This window comes from Bacillus sp. FSL L8-0358 (assembly GCF_038593095.1).
GTDB lineage: Bacteria > Bacillota > Bacilli > Bacillales > Bacillaceae > Bacillus > Bacillus subtilis.
In genome coordinates this window covers 669,650-692,951 of sequence record NZ_CP151962.1, presented here as the reverse complement: position 1 = coordinate 692,951, position 23,302 = coordinate 669,650, and the positions used below count along the sequence as shown (strand labels likewise).

Below are 23,302 nucleotides of genomic sequence, written 5' to 3'. Positions count from 1 at the left end.
ATTTTCAAACTGCGGCGGCTTAGAAGAAGCCGCTAAAAGCTTCTTCTATGCTAAACCTAAACGTTCAAAGATCAGATCAACATTTTTCAGATGGTAATTGTAATCAAAGCAGTCAGCAATTTTTTCCGGAGAAAGACGTGACGTGATTTTCTCTTCCGCTTCCACAAGCTCGCGGAACGGCACTTGTTTTTCCCACGCTTCCATTGCTTTCGGCTGAACTGTATCATAGGCTTCTTCACGTGTAAGGCCTGTGTCAATCAAAGCAAGCAGCACACGCTGAGAATAGATAAGGCCGAGAGTGCGGTCCATGTTGCGCTTCATGTTTTCCGGGAAGACCGTTAAGTTCTTCACGATGTTGGAGAAGCGGTTCAGCATGTAGTTCAGCGCAATTGTCGCATCCGGAAGAATAATCCGTTCTGCTGAAGAGTGAGAAATATCGCGCTCATGCCATAATGGAACATTTTCGTAAGCTGTCATCATGTAGCCGCGGATCACGCGCGCCATGCCTGTCATGTTTTCAGAGCCAATCGGATTTCGTTTATGCGGCATTGCAGATGAACCCTTTTGCCCTTTCGCGAAAAATTCCTCAACTTCACGTGTTTCACTCTTTTGCAGTCCGCGGATTTCCACAGCAAATTTCTCGATGCTTGTCGCGATCAAAGCAAGTGTTGCCATATAGTCAGCATGGCGGTCACGCTGAAGGGTTTGAGTGGAAATCGGTGCAGCTTTCAATCCGAGCTTCTCACAGACATATTGCTCAACAAATGGATCAATGTTCGCATATGTGCCGACAGCGCCGGAAATCTTTCCAACCTCAATGCCTGCTTTCGCTTGTTTAAAGCGCTCAAGATTACGTTTCATTTCTTCATGCCAAAGCGCAAGTTTTAAGCCGAAAGTTGTAGGCTCAGCGTGTACGCCGTGCGTGCGCCCCATCATGACTGTGTATTTATGTTCTTTCGCTTTTTCTTTTATAATGTCAACAAATCTCTCAAGATCCTTGAGCAGAATATCGTTTGCCTGTTTTAATAAGTAGGAAAGGGCCGTATCAACAACGTCAGTTGACGTTAATCCGTAGTGCACCCATTTTCTTTCTTCGCCCAGTGATTCGGAAACGGCGCGTGTAAAAGCGACAACGTCATGGCGCGTGTCCTGTTCGATTTCTAAAATGCGGTTGATGTCAAATGACGCGTTCTCGCGCATCAGCTTTACGTCTTCTTTTGGAATGACGCCAAGCTCCGCCCACGCTTCACAGGCAAGAATCTCTACCTCCAGCCATGCTTGAAATCTGTTTTCATCCGTCCAAATCGCGGACATTTCAGGTCTTGAATAACGTTCGATCATTCTGCTTGTCCTCCGTCTCTATTCATCCATTTATTTGTGATCTCCTGAATCCATTCGTCTTCAGGCTGCTTCATAAATGTAATATGCCCCATTTTGCGGCCTTTTTTGATTTCATGTTTTCCGTATATATATAGCTTTGCCTCTTTTAAAAGCTCCGGGTCTTCCTCAACAAGCTTCACTTCATCGCCGAGAAGATTCACCATCATGCCCGGCTTCAGCAAATCTGTCTTCCCAAGCGGAAGCCCGCATACCGCTCTGATATGCTGCTCAAACTGGCTCGTCTCGCAAAGGTCCAGCGTATAATGCCCAGAATTGTGCGGTCTTGGCGCCAGTTCATTGACCAAAAGCTCTCCGTCCTCTGTCAGGAACATCTCAACAGCAAGCGGTCCAACAAGGTTAAGCTCATCTGCAAGCTTACCTGCGAGATCAGCAGCCTTCTGCTGAATCCCTTTCTCTACCCGTGCGGGCACGATGCTTTGGAAAAGAATATTGTTGTGGTGAATGTTTTCAGCTGTCGGAAATGTTGAAATTTCACCGTTTACCGATCTGACGACGATCACCGACAGTTCCATTTTAAAAGAAACCCAGCTTTCAAGAATGCAGGTTCCGTGTTCTAACAGAGCGGCTGCCTGCTCCATTTGCGCCGCTTCTTTTATCACAAATTGGCCTTTGCCGTCGTACCCGCCGCGGCATGTTTTCAGCACTGCCGGAAGCCCAAGCTCCTGTACCGCCTGTTTCAGTTCATCCTTTGTTTTGACGATGCTGTACGGTGCGACTTCACAGCCCGCGGCTTGAATTGCTTTTTTCTCTGTTTCACGGTTTTGGGTAATGAGCAGCAGCTCACTTCCTTGCGGGAGATACGCATGATCTTTTAGCCAATGCAGCGCATCATAGTCGATGTTTTCAAACTCATATGTGATGATATCGCTGATTTCAGCCAATTTTCGAATCGCTTCACGGTCATTATAATGAGCGGTAATTTCGACATCCGCAACCTGCCCGCACGGCGAATCTTTCACCGGATCAACGACCGCGACTTTATACCCCATTTGTTTGGCGGACACAGCCATCATTTTCCCAAGCTGGCCGCCGCCGATAATGCCGATTACAGCTCCCGGATAGATGATTTGTTTAGACAAGCTGATCACTGCTTTCTAACACTGTCTGTTTTGTATTTTCTCTTCTCTCATCCAGCTTACGGGCAAGGTCTTCGTCAAAAGCTGACAAAATTTGCGCCGCTAACAGGCCTGCGTTCACAGCACCCGCTTTGCCGATGGATGTTGTCGCAACAGGCACGCCTCCAGGCATTTGGACGATGGAAAGAAGTGAATCCATTCCGTTCAGCGCCTTGGACTGAACCGGAACTCCAATGACTGGCAGTGTTGTTTTCGCAGCCGTCATCCCTGGCAGATGCGCCGCTCCTCCGGCACCGGCAATGATCACCTTGATGCCTCTTTCTCTAGCAGTTTCAGCATATTCAAACATGAAATCAGGCGTCCGGTGAGCGGAAACGACCTTTTTTTCGTACGGAACATTGAGTTCGTCAAGTATGTCGCATGCGTGTTTCATTGTCTCCCAATCGGAAGTGCTTCCCATGATGATTCCTACTAGCGGCTGCATTCTGTTCCCCACCTTCTAATGCTTTTGTTTTCAGAAAATAAAAAATACCCGCTCTGCATTGCACTTATGAGGAAGCAATACAAACCGGGCATGGTACATGTATCGTCAGTCGTTCGCTTCTGCGATATATCCATGTCAGTTTTATCGATCACTTTCCTGCATAGTCCGGCAATTTACGGTTGCCGGGTAGAAACTTATGGGCCATATTCCCAAGATTATATGAGGTCGTGTTTTGATTTCATGTTTATCTTAACAACGGACATGGATAATGTCAACGATATTATCGAACGATACAAAAATTCATTCTACTAATGTTCGTGTTTTAGATCAATTTCCCTTCAAATACGATTTTTTTCCCGCACGGAACGATCTGAATTGACCCATTTTCCTTTTTTTCCATAAAAATAGGCTCTTCCATTCGCCTTACAGGCAGATATCCTTCTTCTTTCATTTGCTGAAGCACCGCATCAATCGTTTGCTGCTCTGTCACTTCAAACTTTTTCTTCTTCGGCTTTGCCATTATTCTTTAATTCTCCTCTTCTTCACCGCTTTGACCCAGAAGCCGCCGTGGATTGTTTTTGGTTCGTACGCAATAATAAAGGCTTTTGAATCAAGTGTTTTAATCGTATCATATAGCTGGAGTTCATATTTTCTCGGCGTCAGGATCTGAAGGGCTGTGCGGTCGCCTTCAAGCCCGCCTGCCACCCAATTTGTCACGCCGTAGCCTTTTTCACGGAGCTGCTTCGGAAGATCAAGATCGAGCTCCTTCGTAATCACATTGACCATAATATAGCCAAGCGCCAATTTTTCTTCTATTTTCATGCCGACAATTACGCCAAGACCGTAACCGAGCGCGTACGCGATCACATTTTGAATCTGGTCTAAGTTATCGAGCACCAGACTCAGCCCTGTCACATAAACCAGTATTTCAATCGTACTGATGCCGGCCGCTAAATAACGCTGTCCTTTCAGCGTTAAAATCATTCTTATCGTAAAAAATGACACATAGACAATATTAATAATGAGAATTATGAGAACCATGGCTATCCCATTTGATAAGATGGTTTGCATCATTTTATTCATCCCCCTACTCTTCAGCTTGCACAAAGCATTCATATTCTACTAGAGAAATGAGCCGTTTACAATCAGCTTCGCCCGTAAGCTTAAGCAAAATATTTCGACATGCTTTTATGCGTTGAACAGTAGTAGTTTACCCTCTTTCTCGCCTTTTCAAAATCAAAACAAAAAAGCCCGCTTTTCAGCAGACTCACCTCTTTATATCTATTGTCAGATCTCTTTTTTCATTTTCTGAAGGGACTTGTATTCTTTCTCAAGCTCACTCAGCGTGTAGTCAGCAAGCTGTTCCCCTCTTCCTTGATAAAATTCCGAGAGCAGTAATTTGGTTTTTAAAAATTGCTTCTTTTGTTTAATTGCTCGGCGGAGTACATCAGCCATGTCCATCATCCTCCTTAAACATAAAGGTTTTTGCGCTGGACGTTTTCAGCATTTTCCCCATCATACACGGGTTATTCCTACAAATCAACTATGTTTTTTAGATATATTTGTAAAAAGTGTGACATAAAAAAACCGGCTAGGATTAGCCGGTTTTTTCATTAAAGCGGAATCAGCGACGCCGTAAAATATTCAGAGATAAACGGCCAAGTCACTGCAGTAAACAGCAGCGCTATCGCAACCACTGCAAATACACAATAGATATAATCAATTGGTGCATCTTGTGCCGCCTGGTACACACGCTGTACATACAGCGCGATGATAAAAAAGATGGAAAACAAGATCAGCACCGTAAACAGTACTGTCAGCATTGGGACATTCACGATCGCAAAGATCAGCCAAAGGATTGAAACAGCAATTATCGGTACAAGCAATGAACCCAATACGGCAGCCGCTTCTCTGAACGTCACCTTCTGCTTCATCATATAGCGGGAGACAGCCCATATAGCAAAGACCATTACCGCGAAAAAGATCAGCAGATACACAAGAACAACTAAAAACCCGTCATAGAAAGCATGATGGCGTTCTCCGAAACCGAGCGGCCGATTCCAGCTTGCCTTTAACTGAAACCAATTCCCAATTGAAAAAATGATACTGAATATAAGCATTGAAATCAGACCGTACTTATAATGAGAAAAACCATCCGTTACGACAGTTTTCGCCGGTGATTTTAAAATCGAGAACGCAAAACCGCAATATCTGTTGATGGCCGCCCAAACAGACGCAAGCTTGTCTTTAACAGTTGATTCACCGCGTTCCTGGCGCGGTTTCTGCTTTTGTTTTTGCTTCTGCTTGCTTTGCCGGCTCGCCTTTCTGGACATTCTCGATAGCGGTTCTTCATCTGCATCTATTCTTTCACTCTGGTTAATTTCTTCTTCAAACGTTTCTTTTCTTTCTTCCGTCATGTCAGCAACTCCTATCAAAAAAATACGGCGGAATACCATTCAGCAAGAAAATAAAACACTTATATAAGGTACCGAAGCCTTCCTGAACAGTCAAGTCATTTCCATTTAAGTAAAGCATGGCGGCACATCTACATGACGGTATATCGTATGAAATGGTTTTATCTTTTGCAACAAAAAAACCAGCTGCCGGTGCAGCTGGTTTTTCAATTCTTATTTTAAGAAGATAAAGTACAGGATAAATACGACAAACAGCCCGTACATGATTGGATGAACCTCTTTTGCTTTTCCTTTGCACACCATTGTAATCGGATAGAAAATAAATCCGATGGCAATACCAGTCGCGATGCTGTACGTTAACGGCATCATGATCATGGTAAGGAAAGCAGGAACGGCCACTTCGAACTTATCCCAAGCGATTTTGCCAAGCGGCGCCACCATCAATGCACCAACAATAATAAGCGCCGGAGCTGTTACATTTGATGTAACGACTGATAGGAGCGGCGAGAAAAACGTAGCCAGTAAAAAGAGAATCCCTGTTACAATTGCGGCAAACCCTGAACGGGCACCAGCAGCGACACCTGAGCTTGATTCCACATAAGAAGTTGTTGTAGACGTACCAAGCACGGCACCGATCACAATAGAAGATGAATCAGCTAAAAGCGCACGGCCCGCACGCGGCAATTTATTTTCCTTCATTAAACCAGCTTGTGTCGCCACAGCAACAAGTGTACCAGCTGTATCAAAAAATCCGACAAACAAGAATGTTAAAATAACGATCAGCATTTGTACGGAGAAAATATCCGGGAGGTGAATCCACGCTTGTCCGAAAGTCGGCGCAAGGCTCGGCACACTGCCGACAATTTGAGTCGGAACCGGAACCAAACCGAAAATCATGCCGGCAACCGCTGTTAACAGCATCCCGATAAACACGCCTGCGTTCACGCGAAGCACCATTAAAATAACCGTGACAATCACACCGAAAATCGTTAACAGCACAGGACCGCTGTGAATATTTCCGATCGTGACGAGCGTAGAAGGATTTGCAGTAATGATTCCTGAGCCTTGCAAACCAACGAATGTAATAAACAGGCCGATCCCCGCACCGACTGCCAATTTCAGCTCAGGCGGAATGGCGTTAATGATTTTTTCACGAAAACCTGTTAAAGAAAGAGCAACGAAAATAAGACCTGAAATAAAAACACCAGACAAAGCTGCCTGCCATGAAATGCCCATACCAAGGACAACAGAAAACGCAAAAAACGCGTTCAGCCCCATACCCGGCGCGATGGCAATCGGATATCTCGCTATTAATCCCATTAAGATACAGCCTGCTGCAGACGCCAGCGCTGTCGCCGTAAAGACCGCACCCTGGTCAATTCTCAGCGCCTCCGGAAAATCTTTCACGCTGTCCAAAGCAAGCGTAATCGGATTGACGAACAATATATATGCCATAGATAAAAAAGTCGTTAATCCGCCAATGATTTCATTGCGATAGCTGGTGCCCAGCTCATCAAACTGAAAATACTTTTTCAAGCTATTTGACTCCCTTCACTCTTTGCTATTTATTCTGTCCTGAAATCGCCAAATAAAAAACGCCCCAATAATTTTGGGACGCTTGACTACAGACGGATTTCAGTTCGAATAAATAAACGTGTTTTATTTATATCAAACGAAAGAAATGTTTACGTAGTCAAGCCATTTACGGTAGCTTGGTAGAGACTTGCGAGCCATATTCCCGCGATTATACGAATTCATCTTATTTGATTTCTGTGTCTATTGTACCAAGTTCATTTTGAATTGACAATATAAACAACGAACATTACTTATTAAAAAAATTGGTTTATTCGTCTATTGACTAAATTGGTAACAATGATAAAAACCGTATGTATGGCAACATACGGCTTTTCAACTTATGATTATTTTTTTTCGGTCGGCTGACTCACCTGATGCACTGGTACAGTAAACGAGAATGGCTTTAGTTGAATCAGGTCATTTAAAACGCCGTTATCAATATACAGACCGTATTCATTAAACTCAAAATGCTTTAAAGACAACTTATCAAGATAGGCATCATCCAGTTCAAAAGTAGATAGCATTTCTGCTGTGTCCATATTTTGCACTTCAGCTTTATTCCATTTCAAATAATAACCTTCTTCATAATAGGCCATTGGATCAGACCATGATTGCATTTTTTTCATATCACCAAGGCCAATCATTTCACCTATATTTACTAAGTCATCTTTTGACATACTTGAAGTATCAACTCCTGTGAAGCGGTAATGAACCAATACTTTCCTCCCTTCTTGTTTAATGTTCTCGATTTCAATCCCTATGTTTTGATGTTTTGTTTCAGAAAGACGATACGGCATCCCTGCATTTAGCGGGACTATTTCACTACCCTCAGCCTCAGATCTAATATCTGCAATTAATGTTAGCTTTTTCGCCTTTGGATTAATTGGTGATTCTAACTGTGTTTGTCCTTTTGCTCTTACCGTTCTCTCGTTTACCTTTATGCGATCTCCAAGTTCGATGTTTGACTCTGACATCTCATATGTGTTTCCTAAATCATCTTTAACTTCGTTAATTTCAACCGTATCATGCTTTGCTATGCCTTGATAATCGATTGTAAATTGAAGGACAGATCCAAGTTTCCCGTTTTCCACTTGAATATTGGAAAATTGATAACGATTATGATAAGCCGATATAACTTTTGAGCTTTCTAAATAACCCGCATTCTTTTTGGTAATAGGCAGTTTGAATCTCCAATTTCCCTGTATTTCATTGATATGAGTAATTACAAAGGGCACGGTTTCCCCATTTTTTATTTCAGTACCATTTGTATAAATCCTTAATTGTCCTGCGTATTGCTTGTTATTTAATTTTTTAAGCATTAAGGAATCGTAGTTGATTGAAAAGTTGTCGTTATAACTCGTTTCGTCGACATCATACATGATCTCTTTTTCATCAGACTGGAAGTTATCAACAGTGAAGTTATAAACAAGCTGTCCGGCATCGTAATAGGAGCTGTTTACAGAAACAGTGATTCCCCTGGACTCTGCTTTTTCATTTAAAGCTGTGACCAAATTGCTTTTAAACAATGATAGACCAACTTTATCTTGAAAATCCTTATAAATTTGTCCGACAATGGGTATGCTTCCCATCGCTTTGTTTACAGAGGGAAGAAAAAGACCAGATGATAAATACAAAATACATACCACAGCAGCAATAGCCATTCCATTTGTAATAGTTCGTGCCCATTTAAAACGGCGCCTTGTGTTACTTTCATTTTCAGCACGAACGACAGCTTGATGTATTGCCTTTTTGAGTGCTTTCTTTGGCACTGCTATGTCATCATACATCTGCTTCATTTGGTGTTTGTCCATTTGTTTTGATCCTCCTTTTCCAGCTCCTGTTTCAATGCTTTTCTCGCTCTATGTAAATGGGTTTTAATTGTGCCTTCTGCCATTCCTGTTTGTTCAGCTATCATTGAAATCGAATAATCTTGAAAATAATAGAGCTGAATCGTGAGCTGAACATGTTCATCAAGTGTATCAAGTGCATTTCGCAGGTCTATATATTCCTCAATATTACCTTGATCGATTCCAGTATCGTGATGTTTCTCGAACGGAACCAATTCTCCTTTCTTTTTATTCATGGCAAAAATGGAATTGATCAATATTCGAGTAAGCCACGTTAAAAAATACTTTGGCTCTTTTAGTTTTTCTATACTGATAAAAGCTTTATAAGCTGTTTCCTGTACAGCATCAAGTGCATCTTCTTTATTTCTTAAATAGAGATAAGCTGTTTTATATAAAGTCTCCTGATGTGCCAGCATAAGCTTTTCAAAGGCCCGAGCATTTCCTTTTCTCGCCTTTGTAATCAATCTTTCTTCCTTCACCTTATCCACCTCCTATGTTGTTAGATACGAAAACTGTCGAAACGGTTTCAAAAAGTTAACAAAAAAAACGCCCCTTTTGAAAGGGACGTTTTTCCTTTGTTATTTACTTATTCCCACTCAATCGTCGCAGGCGGCTTACTTGTAATATCGTACACCACGCGGTTAATGTGCTTCACTTCGTTTACGATACGTGTCGAAATGACTTCAAGCACATCCCACGGGATACGCGCCCAGTCAGATGTCATGCCGTCGATTGATGTAACGGCGCGGATTCCGATTGTGTAATCATATGTTCTTGCGTCACCCATAACACCAACGCTGCGGATGTCAGGTAGAACAGTGAAGTATTGCCAGATATCACGCTCTAACCCGTGATTTGCAACTTCTTCACGCAAGATTGCATCTGATTCACGAACGATTTCCAGTTTTTCTTCTGTTACTTCGCCAAGAACACGGATTCCGAGGCCCGGTCCTGGGAACGGCTGACGCCATACGATTTCATCCGGAATGCCGAGCTCTGTGCCAAGCGCGCGCACTTCGTCTTTGAAGAGCGTGTTTAACGGCTCGATCAGCTCAAACTGCATGTCTTCAGGAAGTCCGCCGACATTGTGGTGAGATTTGATCGTTTGCGCCGTTGCTGTACCGCTCTCGATGATATCTGTGTAAAGCGTACCTTGTGCAAGGTAGTCGATGCCTTTGAGCTTGTCCGCTTCATCATCAAACACGTAAATGAATTCATTACCGATGATTTTGCGTTTTTGTTCAGGATCAGAAACGCCTTTTAGTTTGTTTAAGAATCGATCTTTTGCGTCTACTTTAATCACATTCATGTTAAAGCCTTCGCTGAATGTTTTCATAACACCCTCAGCTTCGCCTTTACGGAGAAGACCATGGTCTACAAAGATACAAGTCAGCTGGTCGCCGATCGCTTTATGAATCAAAACAGCAACAACAGAGGAATCAACGCCGCCGCTTAGCGCGCAAAGAACCTGTTTGTCTCCGACCGTTTCACGGATTTTTTGCATTTCGATTTCGATAAAGTTCTCCATTGACCATTCGCCTTCGCATTCGCAAACACCGAATACAAAGTTTTTCAGAAGATCATTGCCGTATTCAGAGTGGCGCACTTCCGGGTGGAACTGAACGCCATACCATTTTTTGTCCGCTTTGCTCATTGCTGAGTTCGGGCAGTGATGGCTTGTCGCGTCAACAGTGAAACCTTCAGGAACTTCTACAACCAAATCGCCGTGGCTCATCCAAACCACTTGTTCGTTTGGAAGATCTTTGAACAAATCAGGTGTGCCTTCGATGCGGATGTTTGCTTTTCCGTATTCACGCTGGCTTGCCGCTTCAACTTTACCGCCAAGGTAATGAGTCATCAGCTGCATGCCGTAGCAAATTCCCAAAACAGGAATATCAAGCTCGAAGATTTTCTCGTCACAGCGGAAAGAGTTTTCATCATACACACTGTTTGGACCGCCGGATAAAATAATTCCTTTTGGATTCATTTTTTTAATTTCTTCAGCCGTCAATGTATGTGGATGCAGCTCGCTGTAAACACCGAATTCACGGATACGGCGTGTAATCAGCTGGTTATACTGACTGCCGAAATCAAGGACAAGAATCATTTCATTCACTAACTTTGTCATGGTTGTCACCTAATCTCCTCTAAGTTTTTTGACACAGAAAAAAACGAGGACAGATATGAAGCTCGCTCCGTCCTCTTTGGCAAGGCCGTTTGCCGGAGTCAGGCCAACTCGCTCCCAGACTCCGATAATATTCACTAATTCTAACAACACGTCGATAAGTGGTCAAGACCATCTTCTTTTAATTAAATTTTCCCATAACTCTCTCGAATCATTCCATAGCGCCGAAGAATCTTCATTTCTGTAAAGCGCCCTTTCATAGCTTAATGTCAGCTTTGACATGTCTTCTATGTCGTATTTTTCATCGATTCGTTTTGCATAATCACGCAGCGTTTCACTGCCTCGTTTCGGCAGCCCTTTTCTCTTCAGTTGTTTCAGCAGCGCGTCATATGCCTCAAAAAACGCGTGCTGATCGCTGCGCCGCTTCAATTTCCTCACGGCGAAAACAGGAATCCATAACGAGCGGAAAACATACAGCAATACAGCTGCCACCAGGAGGACTGCAAGAACCGCAAGCGCTGCATACAAGCCCGCACCGGCATTGGTATGCGAAGCGGACGGCTTTTTAGAAACAGCTGGCTCCCGCTTTTCCTTTTGTTTTTCCTCTTTTTGCGGCTGTTTTTTCTCTTCTTTCTGTTTCTCTTTTGCTTTCTTCGGCGAGCTGCTGTTATCGCTGCCGGAGTCCTTTGTGTCAGAAGAAGTAAATTCAGCCGGATTTGTAAACCCTTTAGTCGGCTCAAATGTAACCCAGCCCTGTTCCGGGAAATACACCTCTACCCAGGAATGGGCATTGTTATTTGTCACTTCGTAGATGCTGCCATTTTTGTTTCCTGCTTCTTTGTATTCGCCGGACGTATAACCCTTTACCCAGCGGGCCGGAATCCCGGCCGAGCGCAAGAGCACCACCATGGCGGAAGAAAAGTTATCACAATAACCCATTTTCGTTTCAAAGAGAAATTGATCGACATAATCTTCATCATTCTTAGGAATGGTCACGTTTTCTGTTTCATATGTGAACGCATTTGACCCTAAATAGTCCTCAACCGCTTTCACCTTATCAAACATATTGTCGTGATCCTGAGTCAGTTTGACCGCAAGGGTTCTCACCCGCTCTGGCAGTGAATCTGGAAGCTGCATGTAGCGATCGCTGAATGTGTACTCCTCACTGTTTTTTCTCACTTTTACCTTTCTCAGTTCATCCAGCTTATAGACCGGGGAATTGTACGTTACAGTATAATTCCCCATATTTCTGATTTCACCGGCTTGTTCACTGATCGGAGAAATTTGCTCCGTGTTGCCGTTCATTTCAAGTGAGACAGCCTGCTTTGGCTGAATGGTTTCCGCACCAATCGGATACATCAAATGGTTATACCCGTAGTGCTTATCGATTTTTACACGGACGGTGCGGCGCTCTGTCGCAACCTTATGGTCAAACCACAGATTTTCAACTTTTCCATTGCTAAGCTGATACGACATGCCTGTGTCTGTTTCAATCCAGCCTTTTCCGGTATACGTGTCCTTCGTTTCCACACGGAAATACGTACGCTCTTTTCCCTGCCATGTAAAAACAGGTGTAGCATCCTGCTGGAACGGGCCGCCGAGTGATTCATCATGATTCCCGTATCCGATTTTGCTTTCCCCTGCAGACACGCGGTCTTGATGAGTGATTTTTTTAAGAAAAGGCACCGGATCAGGCCAGGCCGGCTCTGATTTTGGAGCGGCGAGTCCGAATCCCGTTGCAGCCAAAACCAATACAGATAAAGGAAGAAACCATTTCAGGACAGATGTTTTTGGCAGTGTGATTCTTTCCATCAGCTTAATGCGTTCCAAGTATAAAAGGCCCAGCATAAAGAAGCCGATCAGCACGATACGGATGACGGCAAAAGTGGCATCATATGGCGTAAAGGTATCAAGAATCGTAATATACGCTACTGTCATCAAAAAGAAAAACAAAATTCTTCTCTGGTAAATCACCCAATAATGCAGGAGATAGACCAGCAGCCACAGCAGCACAAAAAACAGCAGGGTCCGAAATGAAGGAATCATGTCATTCCATTGCCCAGATTGAATCAGCGTGATATTCAGATAGACATCCTGCAAAAAAGAGCTGACCCAGCTCAAGTCGAATATAGATCCTTGATAGAACAGGATGTGTATCGAGATCAATGTAAATATGACACAAAAAGGAACGGTGACAAACCACCTCATCCTGAAAAAAGTCAGCAGAAACGTCAAGCCGATAAAGACACTAAAAAAGCCTGTATGTTTCGTTTCAGTAAAACTGTCCAGCGGCCTGAGCCACTCCCACAGCAATAAAAAAGCCAGAAAATAAAATAACAGCAAGCTCAAACGGCTTCCCTTGTGATCATCGTGCGGCATGTGAACCAGTCACCTCTCTTTCTAAACAACACGCAAAACTCGCCCGCCCCTCATGACCCGAACTCTGATTTGGCGTTTCATCATGCGTTCAATCATGACATTTTCAGCTTGAGAGAGCTCAGCATCTTTCTCTTTTGCCAGTATCACCGTAACCCGGCCGCCTCCTATTTCTGCGAGGTGCAGCATATCTTCCGTTAACTGTCCCGTGACAACAACTTGATCAGCTTGGCGAACAGATGGCTTTCCCAGCTCTTCCCGTGCATATCGGCTTATCGGGTCTGCCGCATCACAATGAGCGATGGCTAAATGCCGAAGCATGTGCTTAAAATGCTGATCCCCTTCCTGAATAGGGAAAATGTTTTTTTCCTTTCCGATGGAAGCCAAGCCAGCGCCCGCGCCGTTTTTTAAAACAGAATGAAGAATCGAAGCTGTCACTGAAACGACCTCTTCGAATGCGTCTGAGGAAAAACGGTCCATCAGCAGAAATAGATTTTTGCTGCGAGAAGGCTCAAATTCCTTCGTCATCAGCTGGCTCCGCCGTGCAGAAGTCTTCCAATCTAACGCAGCAAACCGGTCTCCCGGCTGATAATTCCGCACACTTGCTGCGACTGAGGAATGGTGCTGATGAATAGGAGAAGAACCGCTTACACCCTCTTCCTGATGCCTCTCATTCACCTGATAGGAAAAACGCTGAAAGAATGGATAAACAAACAGGGTATCATCCAGCTCAAAAAATGCTGTTTTTTCAATCAAGCCAAGAACATCCCCGGTTCGCACCCTGACAGAATGAAAGTGATGCTCTCCGCGCGGTACCCGAGCTAATTCATACGACATCGTCATGCTCCGTTTAAACCAAGGAAAAACGAGCCGTTTGGCCGCGGCTCCGTCTCGGTTGAAGGACTCAATTCCTTCTGGCAGGCAATCTTCAATTACCATATACATCAGCGGAAACGGCAGCTTTCTTCTCAGCGTAACAGTTACGCCCAGCCTGTCCCCCGCATGCAATTGTGTTCTATCCATTTGCCTTGAAGCCTGAAAAGAACGGAGCGGATACAAGGCCAGCAGCCCGGCATACAAGACAAAAGGGAGAAACGCGTAAAACAAAAACCAGCTGACAAAGCCGCCCTGAAACATCGCATAAGAAAAAACAGCAGCCGTCAATAAAGTTAATATAATCAGCTTCCAACCATATACGAGCCATTGCCATTTCTTATTCATCAGCGGACCGACGACCTTTGAACCGGCACCTTCACAGCTGACATGATCTCCCTTACGATCGCTTCTGCCTGAATCCCTTCAAATTTTGCCTCAGGATGAAGCATCATCCGGTGCGGCAGCGTGAAAGGAGCTAAATATTGAATATCATCCGGGATGACATAGTCGCGATGATGCAGCAGCGCGTATGCCTGTGCCGCTTTCATGAGGGCGATTGAGCCGCGCGGACTGACGCCTAATTGAACAGAAGGATGCTGTCTCGTTTTCTGCACGATTTCAACGATATATTCCTTAATGCTGTCATCAGCACGGACATTTTGCACTTCCCGCTGTAAACGGATGAAGTCTTCTTTTGCAATGACCGGCTCAAGCGTCTCAATCGGATGGCTTTTTTCCTGAAGAGATAAGACGTCAAGCTCTTCATTAAAGGACGGATAACCCATCCGAAGTTTGAATAAAAAACGGTCAAGCTGAGCTTCAGGCAAAGGATAGGTTCCTTCATATTCGACCGGGTTTTGCGTTGCCATCACAAAAAACGGAGCGGCAAGCTGCATCGTATGGCCATCTACCGTGACGCTTCCCTCTTCCATCGCTTCGAGCAAAGCCGACTGTGTCTTCGGAGAGGTACGGTTGATTTCATCGGCCAGCACGATATTTCCCATAATCGGGCCGGGACGATATTCAAATTCCATCGTTTTCGCATTATAGATAGATACCCCTGTTACATCAGATGGCAGCAAATCCGGAGTGAATTGGATTCTTTTGAAATCGGCGCCGATAGACTTTGCCAGCGCGCGGACCATCATCGTTTTTCCGACTCCGGGTACATCCTCAAGCAGCACATGCCCTTTGGCAAGAAGGGCTGCTAAGCTGAGTATGGCGATGTCTCGTTTTCCAACCATTACTCTATTAATATGTTCAACTGCTTTCCCCAGCAAAGGATGCAGGTCTTCTTGATATGACATTCTTTTCCTCCTAGTCATCTACAAAATTCATCATAATGTAACCTAACTTTACCACAAAAAGCGATCTGTATAAAAAAACGATTCTAGCAAATTGTTTCCAATAAAGCTGGCCAAAACACACAAAAAAGCTTCCTGTGGCAGGAAGCTCAATTATTTGTGTTCTAAAGGCTCCATATGAACATGCGAATAATCAATCGCATGCTCCTCCTTCATTCTCCGCTCAATTTCATTGACTATATCGTGGCTTTCCGTAATATTTAAATCTGCGGATACTTCAACCGCCACATCAACATAGACAGTACTGCCCAAGTATCTTGCTTTAATGTCTTTTAACCGGCTCACACCCGAGATCTTTTCGATCGTCTGTTGATAAGCCGAAATGTCCTTTACGTCGAAGCCATCTGTCAATGAGTGAGATGATTTTTCAAAAATACCCCATGACATTTTTGTAAATGAGAAAACCGATCACAAACGCCGTAAAACGTATCAATCCAAGCAAGGTGGAATAGCGCTGCCAAATAGAATATATGCTTTTGATTTTATTTGTTACTCTATTCTTCACATTAGGATTATATAGTTTCCAATTTTAATGGTTTTATATATTCATATGCAGGCTGATAAAATTGACGAAAAAAACTTTTTCCGTCCATTTTGGATTTACGAAATAGGTAAGATTCATAGGTTAAAGCTATAGGAAACACTAAGCTATTTTCTATAACTAAGCCCTCTACCTCTCTATACATTTTATTTCTCTTTTTAATATTAATTTCTTTTTTTGCCTCTTTTAGAAGACCTCTAATATTAATAAGAGTCGCAGTATTAGCGCGATAGATTTCTTTATCACTGCTAAAGAATAAAGATAAATCTTCCGGGTCATTATAGTTAAAACTTGAGGAACTAATTAATATATGCTGCTGAGTATTTAAAAGGCTTTCATTTAAGGAAGAGAGTCTTGTTTTAACTACGTCGAAGCCTTTTGCACTCAATAAATTATAAAGTTTATTCTGCATTTTACGCAAATGAGAATGTTCAGTATAATTATCGTAAATAATTATACTTAATTGAGGAATATATCCCCATTTCAAAAGAAAATTTTCCTTAGCAACTTGAAAATTTGTTAATTCTTCTTCATTATTAGGAACATCTAAAATAGTTACAGGTAAAAAACTATGAGTAGGCGAATATATTGACCTCTCCGTTTTTGGTATGCTAGATAATATATCTTCTTTGTTTATAGCTAAGTTAATTAAACTTCTTAATTCCTTCCACATATCATCTTCATCATGCAGAATAAAATATTCTATTGCTATCGTGACGTTTATAGGGCTTTTTAAAATTTCAAACTCATTTTCCGTTTGGTTTTCTACTTCGGTTAACATATCAACTTGACTCATGTCTGTATATACTACAAACTGTAATTTCTCGAAAGAATTCATGCTTTCCTCAAAGTAATTCTCATTCTTTTTTAAAGTCAAAACCTTAGCGTCTTCACTTAGGCTTTCATAGCAATAAGCTCCTGCTCCTATAGGCTTGTCTTTCCACACCCAGAGATCATTTTCTAAAAACTCTTCTCGAGGAACAATACTTAAGGCACTTCGGGTAAAGTACTTTAAAAAAAGCAAATTTAGATGTTTTAATTTTATTTTTAGCTTGTAATCACTAAGAACCTTTATGCCAGAACACAAATTTGGAACATATTTATTTGTCTTGCTTACCTCTTCATAACCTTCTATATCCGATAGTAATTCTGAAAAGGTGGACCTTGCCCCCTTCATCATTCCTCTACATAAAGAAAACTCAATATCTCGAGCTAAAACCTTTCTGCCATTGTGAAAGGAAATATCTTTTCTAAGTACTAGGAGGTATTCATTATCACAATCGTTAATTTCCCATTGTTCAATAAGGTTGGGCAATAACTGCCCTTCTTTGGACATCTTAAATAATGGGGGAAAAAGAGCTCTGCATATTTCATAATCACATGAATAAATATTAAAAGGAGAGATATTTTTAGAAATAGAGGAAACCCCTACTTTCAAGGTGCTATTCATTCTTCCCACTCTCCAAACCCTCTTTTATATATCTTTCTACTAGTCTTCTCGCTAGTATCTGAGAAGAATCATATATCTTGAGTTTAGTATGATTAGTACAAAAAAATAAATCAGTACAAGCGCAAACTACTTCATTTATCCCTTCTGTCAAAAGAATATCTTCTATATTTCTCCATTCATCCGTTACTTTTGAACAAACTCCTAATGTTTTAGCTTTTAAAATTAATTCATCAACTCTTTTTTGATACTCATCGTACCAAAATACATTTTTTCCTTTTAACTTTAGTTTTTCTTGATATAAATTACTTTCCACAGTTCCTCTTGTAGCAAGTAAGCTGACTTCATTCCCTTCATTCCCCAATTCGTTTACTGTTTCATCAATAATATTTAATATAGGTATATGAGTCATTTTACACAATTCTTCGTAATATGAATGAACCACGTTACAAGGTATTGCTATAATCGAACAGTTAGAATTGTTTAGCGAGTCAATTCCGACTTTTAGTGCCTTTAACATCTCGCCATCATCTATTGCCTTTTTAGGATGAAAAGGTGTTGGCAGTGAATATATTATCATGTGGGGAAAATCATTATCGAACTTTGCTCCATATAAGCTTTCACAGTAATCCAGAACAGATTCTAAAAATGGACCTGTTGATCTCGGTCCCATCCCTGCAAGAATTCCAATTTTATAAATCTCACTTTTATTCATTCTAGTTCTCTCCTTTGTAATATCTTAGAGGTTAACAATTTAAAATAAACCATACACTTAGTTAACGATAAACGTTGATCTAAGTGTATGATTTAAGCAACTTATATTAAGCGAGCTATCAATTATAAAACAACTATAATTTACTTTAGTCTGAGTTCATATTTTAAGGGTATGCATATATGACTCCCGGGGCTTCTGCTAAAACTAGATCGGCCTAGATCATTCACTGTAAACATTCTTTGAAGCCAGCGATCATTCCCATCATATTGCGGGGTAAAAGATGAGCGTGCGTGCGCTGCTAGTCTATTATCAATAATAATAAGGTCCCCGGGACAAAGAGGTACTTTTATAGAAACCTTACTTAATGCTTCTTTTAATAATTCCAATGCCCATTTTGCTTCTTCATTTATTCCTTCCATTAAGGAACAATGTATAACCATTTCTGGTGCTTGAATGCTGCCTGAAAGCACGGGCACTATCTTTGAAAGGTCATCCGAATTAAATGAAGCAGGCGGGCTTAATTTATATAGAGGCTCTCTTAATGTTAATACTGCTGAACTTGGCAGTAATTCTAAAGCATTTACTATAGAAGCAGTTTCTGTTTGTGCTTCTTTTTTATGGTCTGATCGTAAGCAATATAAAGCAAGATGATCAGGTCTGTATGGATGTATGGCGTCTTCAGTATGATAAGTAAAAAAAACTTTAGATCCAGAGTTCTCTAAACCACTTTCTTTCCCCTTAATTGGACAAATATCATGAATGAGTTGTCCATTTTTTTCATCAGCATACCCAATTGGCTCACCCATATAAAGCATAAATAGTACTAGGCATAATTCACTAACATAAGAAATCTTATCTAAAGAAGGGTTGCCATCATCAGGAGTCTGAGGTAAAATATCGTCTAAGGGTAAGTTTTTAAATAAAATTGTTCCTTCTCTGTTAGAATTTCGCTTAAAATTAATTAGAGCACTTTTTACTCTGTCTGGGAGATTATATGACACTAACTGTAATTTATTTAGGATAGAATTATTAATAACATTTGGATTGAAATCAATTTCCTTTATTAAATCCTCAATTAGTTCTTTTTCATTCTGTGATATTTCTAAAACTACACCTTCGCTCATACCTGGAGACGAACTTTTCGCTTCGGTAAGTATAGTTGACAATTTAATTCTCTCCTTCCAGCTTATAATAAATTGACTTATAAAAATTACGTTTTATTGTAATATTACTGTTTTACAAAGCTTTTATATTCATACTGATGTTCACTTATAGCTTGCATTACATCTTTATAAACTTGATTTGATTCCCCTTTAAAAATATATCTAGCCGGAATTTTCAGATATCCGCCACTCCCATCCAGTACTTCTCCTTTATCCCGTAAATATTCTTCAACTAGAGTTGACAATTTCCCTTTAAATGAGGTGTTTTTTTCCATTAAACAAGGTAGCTCTGCTGGGAAAGGAATTAAGAGATAGCCTGAAGAATCTCCTTCATCTATACACACATCTGAAACTTCTTCCCCTAATTCAACTTTTAACTGCTCAGTTACAGCATCTCTACCAATCAATAAACTTACACATCTTGGTATATCTGCTCCTCCCATACGGGCTCCAATCTCCATAAAAATGGGTTCGACCTTGTCACTTTTCTCATCTACAATTAGTTCGAGATGAAACATAGTATTGTTTATTCCCAAGGCATTAACTGTCTTTTGTGTAAAGTCGATGAGCCCCTCATATAACATAGTCTCATTCTTATCTACAGAAACCGATCCCAATGGGCTTTGTTGAAAGAATTTTATTGGTGGATTGATATACCTAAATGGAATACAAAATTTTAATTGATTATCCTTTACTAATCCATCAACGTGAAATACTGTTCCATCACAATATTCCTCGCATTCCAAGTCCTTAAATTCTATGTGTGGCAATATTTCTTCATAATCCCTTTGATTATGAAGAATGTGAACTCCTTTACTAGCAGCCATTCTCCTAGGCTTTATAACAATAGGAAAACCTACTTGCTTAATAAATTGTTCTAACTCATCTACACTATCACATTTACTAAATTCAGGAGTTCTTAAGCCGGATTGACTAACAATTTCTTTCATTTTCACCTTATCTCTGGCATTTAAAGCCTGTTCAAAAGAAAGCCCCTCTAATCTCTTTTCATCTCTTATTTTCCCTGAATTCAAGATATCCCATTCACTCAAAGCTATTAACCTATCTATACTTCCGCCTATTTTTTCAATCTTTTCAAATGCTGTACGAATGTTATCCAAAGAATTAATATCCTCAACAAGCTCTATAATAGAGTTCTTTAAAATATTTTGAGATAAACCTTTCTTACCTTCGTCGTCAACAATATAACTAACTTTATATTCATTATGATTCATTATCTTTTCATAATTAGGTTTTTCAGAATCCCATCCTACTGACCAGCGATTAATAATACATATGTGTTTAGTCATAATACTTGTCCCCTTTATTCAAAATTACAATTCTAAAACATCTTTTTGGGCAGCATGACGTTTATTATAAAAATAATAAGTAAATATTGTGGAGTTTACTATAATCCAAAAAATTGAAACTCCCAATATTACTTCTTGAGGTCCTGTGATTTTAGTAAAGGTAGCAGTTATTAATCCAGCAAGGGGCAGGCTTAGGCGATTAAAGAAGACAATAGTTCCCATACTCTTACCTAAATGATGTTTTGGTATTAACTTAACTCTTTCTGTTCTTAGAAATACATTAAAAATTCCTATTCCACAAACCAAAAGAGCGTAGCCGATAACATAAATGTAAAATTGATTGGCTATTCCCAAAACAACGCCAGATAATGTTAATAACACAATAGATGCTATGCCTATATTATTAATATTCTTACTTTTCTTCAAAAATACAGGAATTAACAAAACTACTATAGATCCCGTGATCCCGCCAAACATCGCCAATAATGAATACTCTCTAGATGTTGCACCAAGAACCCCTTGGGCTACAGCTGGATTTAAAGCCATTACAGTCCCCATTACAAGATTAATAAGCATTGTTGCCAGCACCAACAATCGAAGAAAGAAATTTTTAGCTATAATCTTAAACCCATCCCCAATTGTAGCTAGAACTCGTTTAAAGGACTTTGTTTCCCTAACAACCATATTTTTAGCCTTATTGGGAAGACCCAATACTCCGAAACCTGTTATTGCAAATGCAATACCAGTAATAATAAGAAAATCCATCTCTTTTATAAATAGAACCAATATACTTGCCAAGGCTGGTCCTATCACTTGAGAGCTAAGCTCCAATCCTTGAATTAACGATTGGATGCGAGGAATATCGTTATTATCAAAATTCCTCCCGATAGTTGTTTCTAAGGTGACAAAGTTTAATGAGTTTAATATAGCAAACAAAGATGCAGCAACTGAGAGTATTATAAATGTTTGGCTTGGCATATAGAATAATAGTAAGAAACCTGATATGGAAACTAATGCTCGCAGGCTATCACCAATAATATAAAGTTTCTTTTCTTTATATATGTCTACAAGCACCCCTATAAAGGGGAGTAAAAATACTGCCGGTAACCACTCTATAAGGAAGGCTAATCCTGATTTGGATGCCTCTCCGGTGTATTGAAAAATTATTAATGGGATAGCAAATAGCAGAAGTTGTTCGGACACTGTTGATACAAATCTACACCCAAGGAACAAAATTAATTTAGATGTATAGATACTATTAGACTTTTTCAAGGCAGTCTAAAGGCTCCTTTAATCCCATATTATAGTACACGGGTTTTATCCACCCGTTACGTAGAGTTTTTACTCTTATAGAATCTACATCTTTAATTACATCTTCCTTTAGTCCAGAAAGCATTCCTAGCCAACTCCAATTACTGCTTCCCATAGCAGAAACTACGTCCCCTAAATTTTGGGCCTGTGTATGCTTAGATTTCATATTTTCCGCATACTTAATTTCAAGTACTCTATCTTGATTAGGAATTCCGTAAGCTATCCCTAAGCTATCCTTACATTCTCCTCCCCAAAAAGCCGATGGAATTATCTCTTTTTCGTTTAGAACTAACTCCATTGATTGTCGGTAAATGCTATGGGGTTCAATTCCGTATGAACAAGCTATAATTTCAGTAATATTTGCTCCACCAGGCCTTCCAAAGTTACAATCTATTAGTTTAGCTTGATTTTCTGAAACAATAAACTCAGTATGAAAAAATCCTCTGCTATACCCGCTTCTCTCCACTAGAATTTGAACAATCTTACCCAATTCTTTCTGAGATATAGAATTATAAGGGAATATAAATGATGATTCTGAATTTTCCATTTTTCTTCTGCCGGTTACTCCAATTGGAATTACTGTACTCTCTAAAACGTATCCCTCTAAGCTTACAAGTTCTCCGTCTATTATTTCTTGAACTACATATTCGTCAGGGTGTAGATGCTTAGGCAAGGTATTATCAAATAATTTTTCTATATTCTCAATATCACTTTCATCCTCTAATACACTTATACCTTTAGCACCAGCTGCAAAGGCTGGTTTTAGTATCAATCCATTCTGTGAGGTTGATAACATTTTTTTTATCTCTGAATAAGGAATCGCTCCTGTATTGAAAGAAAGTGATAGAGGCGTAAATTCCGGGATAATTTTATTGACATAAGCCTTATCCTTAAGTAATTCAATTTTTGGATCAATTCCCTTTATATTTAAAGCACTGCATAATTTTGTGCAAATTTCCAATTTGCTATCTAAAAAAGAGATAACTCCTGCAATGTCCTCTCTTGGAAAAGTTTTTATGATTTCATACAGCTCTTCAAAAGAATTAGTATTACAATTAATAAACTTATAGGATGTAAGTTGAGAGAGTGCATCTCCTTCCTGACTATTTAAGTTTGTCAAGAACAGAACATTCAGATTCATTTCCTTTGCTGCTTTTACAATGTATTCTGGACCAATAACAGAAGAATCAATAACAAATAGGGTTTTCACGTTTTTTCTAATTCTCCCTTCTATACGACTCAAAAGAGAGAAGAGGGTTAGAAGTAAGTTCCTTACC

The 23,302-nt window shown here is 40.6% G+C and carries 20 protein-coding genes, 1 pseudogene and 2 riboswitches; all 21 genes and pseudogenes read right to left on the bottom strand.

What is annotated here, in order from left to right:
- Nucleotides 1-45: 45 nt before the first annotated feature.
- Nucleotides 46-1,341, bottom strand: coding sequence for an adenylosuccinate lyase (gene purB, locus NYE49_RS03580; protein ID WP_029726598.1), 1,296 nt, complete (start codon nt 1,339-1,341; stop codon nt 46-48).
- Entirely contained in the window at nt 1,338-2,480 is a 1,143-nt protein-coding gene (purK, locus tag NYE49_RS03575) for a 5-(carboxyamino)imidazole ribonucleotide synthase (protein WP_047182205.1), read from the bottom strand. The genes purB and purK overlap by 4 nt, the downstream gene beginning before the upstream one ends.
- Entirely contained in the window at nt 2,473-2,961 is a 489-nt protein-coding gene (purE, locus tag NYE49_RS03570) for a 5-(carboxyamino)imidazole ribonucleotide mutase (RefSeq protein ID WP_003244134.1), read from the bottom strand. Before purE ends, purK begins: the two co-directional genes overlap by 8 nt.
- A 141-nt stretch (nt 2,962-3,102) precedes the next feature.
- Nucleotides 3,103-3,204, bottom strand: a riboswitch (purine riboswitch).
- Nucleotides 3,205-3,283: 79 nt separating this feature from the next.
- A complete protein-coding gene (locus NYE49_RS03565; protein ID WP_003219403.1) occupies nt 3,284-3,481 on the bottom strand; it encodes an NETI motif-containing protein in 198 nt (65 codons plus the stop codon).
- On the bottom strand, nt 3,481-4,035 hold the full coding sequence (locus NYE49_RS03560; protein ID WP_015482896.1) for a DUF5698 domain-containing protein: 555 nt from the start codon (nt 4,033-4,035) through the stop codon (nt 3,481-3,483). The genes NYE49_RS03565 and NYE49_RS03560 overlap by 1 nt, the downstream gene beginning before the upstream one ends.
- A 213-nt stretch (nt 4,036-4,248) precedes the next feature.
- On the bottom strand, nt 4,249-4,416 hold the full coding sequence (locus NYE49_RS03555) for a Fur-regulated basic protein FbpA (protein WP_015482895.1): 168 nt from the start codon (nt 4,414-4,416) through the stop codon (nt 4,249-4,251).
- A 158-nt stretch (nt 4,417-4,574) separates the two neighbouring features.
- Nucleotides 4,575-5,378, bottom strand: coding sequence for a hypothetical protein (locus tag NYE49_RS03550; RefSeq protein ID WP_047182204.1), 804 nt, complete (start codon nt 5,376-5,378; stop codon nt 4,575-4,577).
- Nucleotides 5,379-5,588: 210 nt separating this feature from the next.
- Complete coding sequence (gene pbuG, locus NYE49_RS03545; protein ID WP_015252659.1) at nt 5,589-6,911, bottom strand: hypoxanthine/guanine permease PbuG; 1,323 nt, start codon at nt 6,909-6,911, stop codon at nt 5,589-5,591.
- A gap of 134 nt (nt 6,912-7,045) precedes the next feature.
- Nucleotides 7,046-7,147, bottom strand: a riboswitch (purine riboswitch).
- Between the two features lie 147 nt (nt 7,148-7,294).
- On the bottom strand, nt 7,295-8,761 hold the full coding sequence (locus NYE49_RS03540) for a DUF4179 domain-containing protein (RefSeq protein WP_047182203.1): 1,467 nt from the start codon (nt 8,759-8,761) through the stop codon (nt 7,295-7,297).
- Nucleotides 8,743-9,276: a sigma-70 family RNA polymerase sigma factor gene (locus tag NYE49_RS03535; protein WP_015482893.1), complete on the bottom strand. Its 534-nt coding sequence runs from the start codon at nt 9,274-9,276 to the stop codon at nt 8,743-8,745. The genes NYE49_RS03540 and NYE49_RS03535 overlap by 19 nt, the downstream gene beginning before the upstream one ends.
- 107 nt (nt 9,277-9,383) lie before the next feature.
- Entirely contained in the window at nt 9,384-10,925 is a 1,542-nt protein-coding gene (gene guaA / locus NYE49_RS03530) for a glutamine-hydrolyzing GMP synthase (RefSeq protein WP_031315522.1), read from the bottom strand.
- Nucleotides 10,926-11,087: 162 nt separating this feature from the next.
- Nucleotides 11,088-13,301 (bottom strand): DUF4129 domain-containing transglutaminase family protein, encoded by a 2,214-nt coding sequence (locus tag NYE49_RS03525; protein WP_047182202.1) that lies wholly within the window; start codon nt 13,299-13,301, stop codon nt 11,088-11,090.
- A 21-nt stretch (nt 13,302-13,322) separates the two neighbouring features.
- Complete coding sequence (locus NYE49_RS03520) at nt 13,323-14,519, bottom strand: DUF58 domain-containing protein (RefSeq protein ID WP_047182201.1); 1,197 nt, start codon at nt 14,517-14,519, stop codon at nt 13,323-13,325.
- Nucleotides 14,519-15,481 (bottom strand): MoxR family ATPase, encoded by a 963-nt coding sequence (locus tag NYE49_RS03515; RefSeq protein ID WP_041333563.1) that lies wholly within the window; start codon nt 15,479-15,481, stop codon nt 14,519-14,521. The genes NYE49_RS03520 and NYE49_RS03515 overlap by 1 nt, the downstream gene beginning before the upstream one ends.
- 150 nt (nt 15,482-15,631) lie before the next feature.
- Nucleotides 15,632-15,999 (bottom strand): annotated as a pseudogene (locus NYE49_RS03510) (cation diffusion facilitator family transporter); the annotation flags it as partial.
- A gap of 51 nt (nt 16,000-16,050) precedes the next feature.
- A complete protein-coding gene (locus tag NYE49_RS03505) occupies nt 16,051-17,529 on the bottom strand; it encodes an ABC transporter substrate-binding protein (RefSeq protein ID WP_047182200.1) in 1,479 nt (492 codons plus the stop codon).
- The gene (locus tag NYE49_RS03500; protein WP_047182199.1) at nt 17,522-18,241 is read right to left on the bottom strand and encodes an amino acid racemase; all 720 of its coding nucleotides are present in this window, start codon (nt 18,239-18,241) and stop codon (nt 17,522-17,524) included. The genes NYE49_RS03505 and NYE49_RS03500 overlap by 8 nt, the downstream gene beginning before the upstream one ends.
- 140 nt (nt 18,242-18,381) lie before the next feature.
- Nucleotides 18,382-19,407, bottom strand: a complete 1,026-nt coding sequence (locus NYE49_RS03495) for a TauD/TfdA family dioxygenase (protein WP_047182198.1) — start codon at nt 19,405-19,407, stop codon at nt 18,382-18,384.
- Nucleotides 19,408-19,469: 62 nt separating this feature from the next.
- A complete protein-coding gene (locus NYE49_RS03490; RefSeq protein WP_047182197.1) occupies nt 19,470-20,714 on the bottom strand; it encodes an ATP-grasp domain-containing protein in 1,245 nt (414 codons plus the stop codon).
- 24 nt (nt 20,715-20,738) lie between these two features.
- Nucleotides 20,739-21,986, bottom strand: coding sequence for an MFS transporter (locus NYE49_RS03485; protein WP_047182196.1), 1,248 nt, complete (start codon nt 21,984-21,986; stop codon nt 20,739-20,741).
- Nucleotides 21,973-23,235, bottom strand: a complete 1,263-nt coding sequence (locus tag NYE49_RS03480) for an ATP-grasp domain-containing protein (RefSeq protein WP_047182195.1) — start codon at nt 23,233-23,235, stop codon at nt 21,973-21,975. The genes NYE49_RS03485 and NYE49_RS03480 overlap by 14 nt, the downstream gene beginning before the upstream one ends.
- Nucleotides 23,236-23,302: the final 67 nt, after the last annotated feature.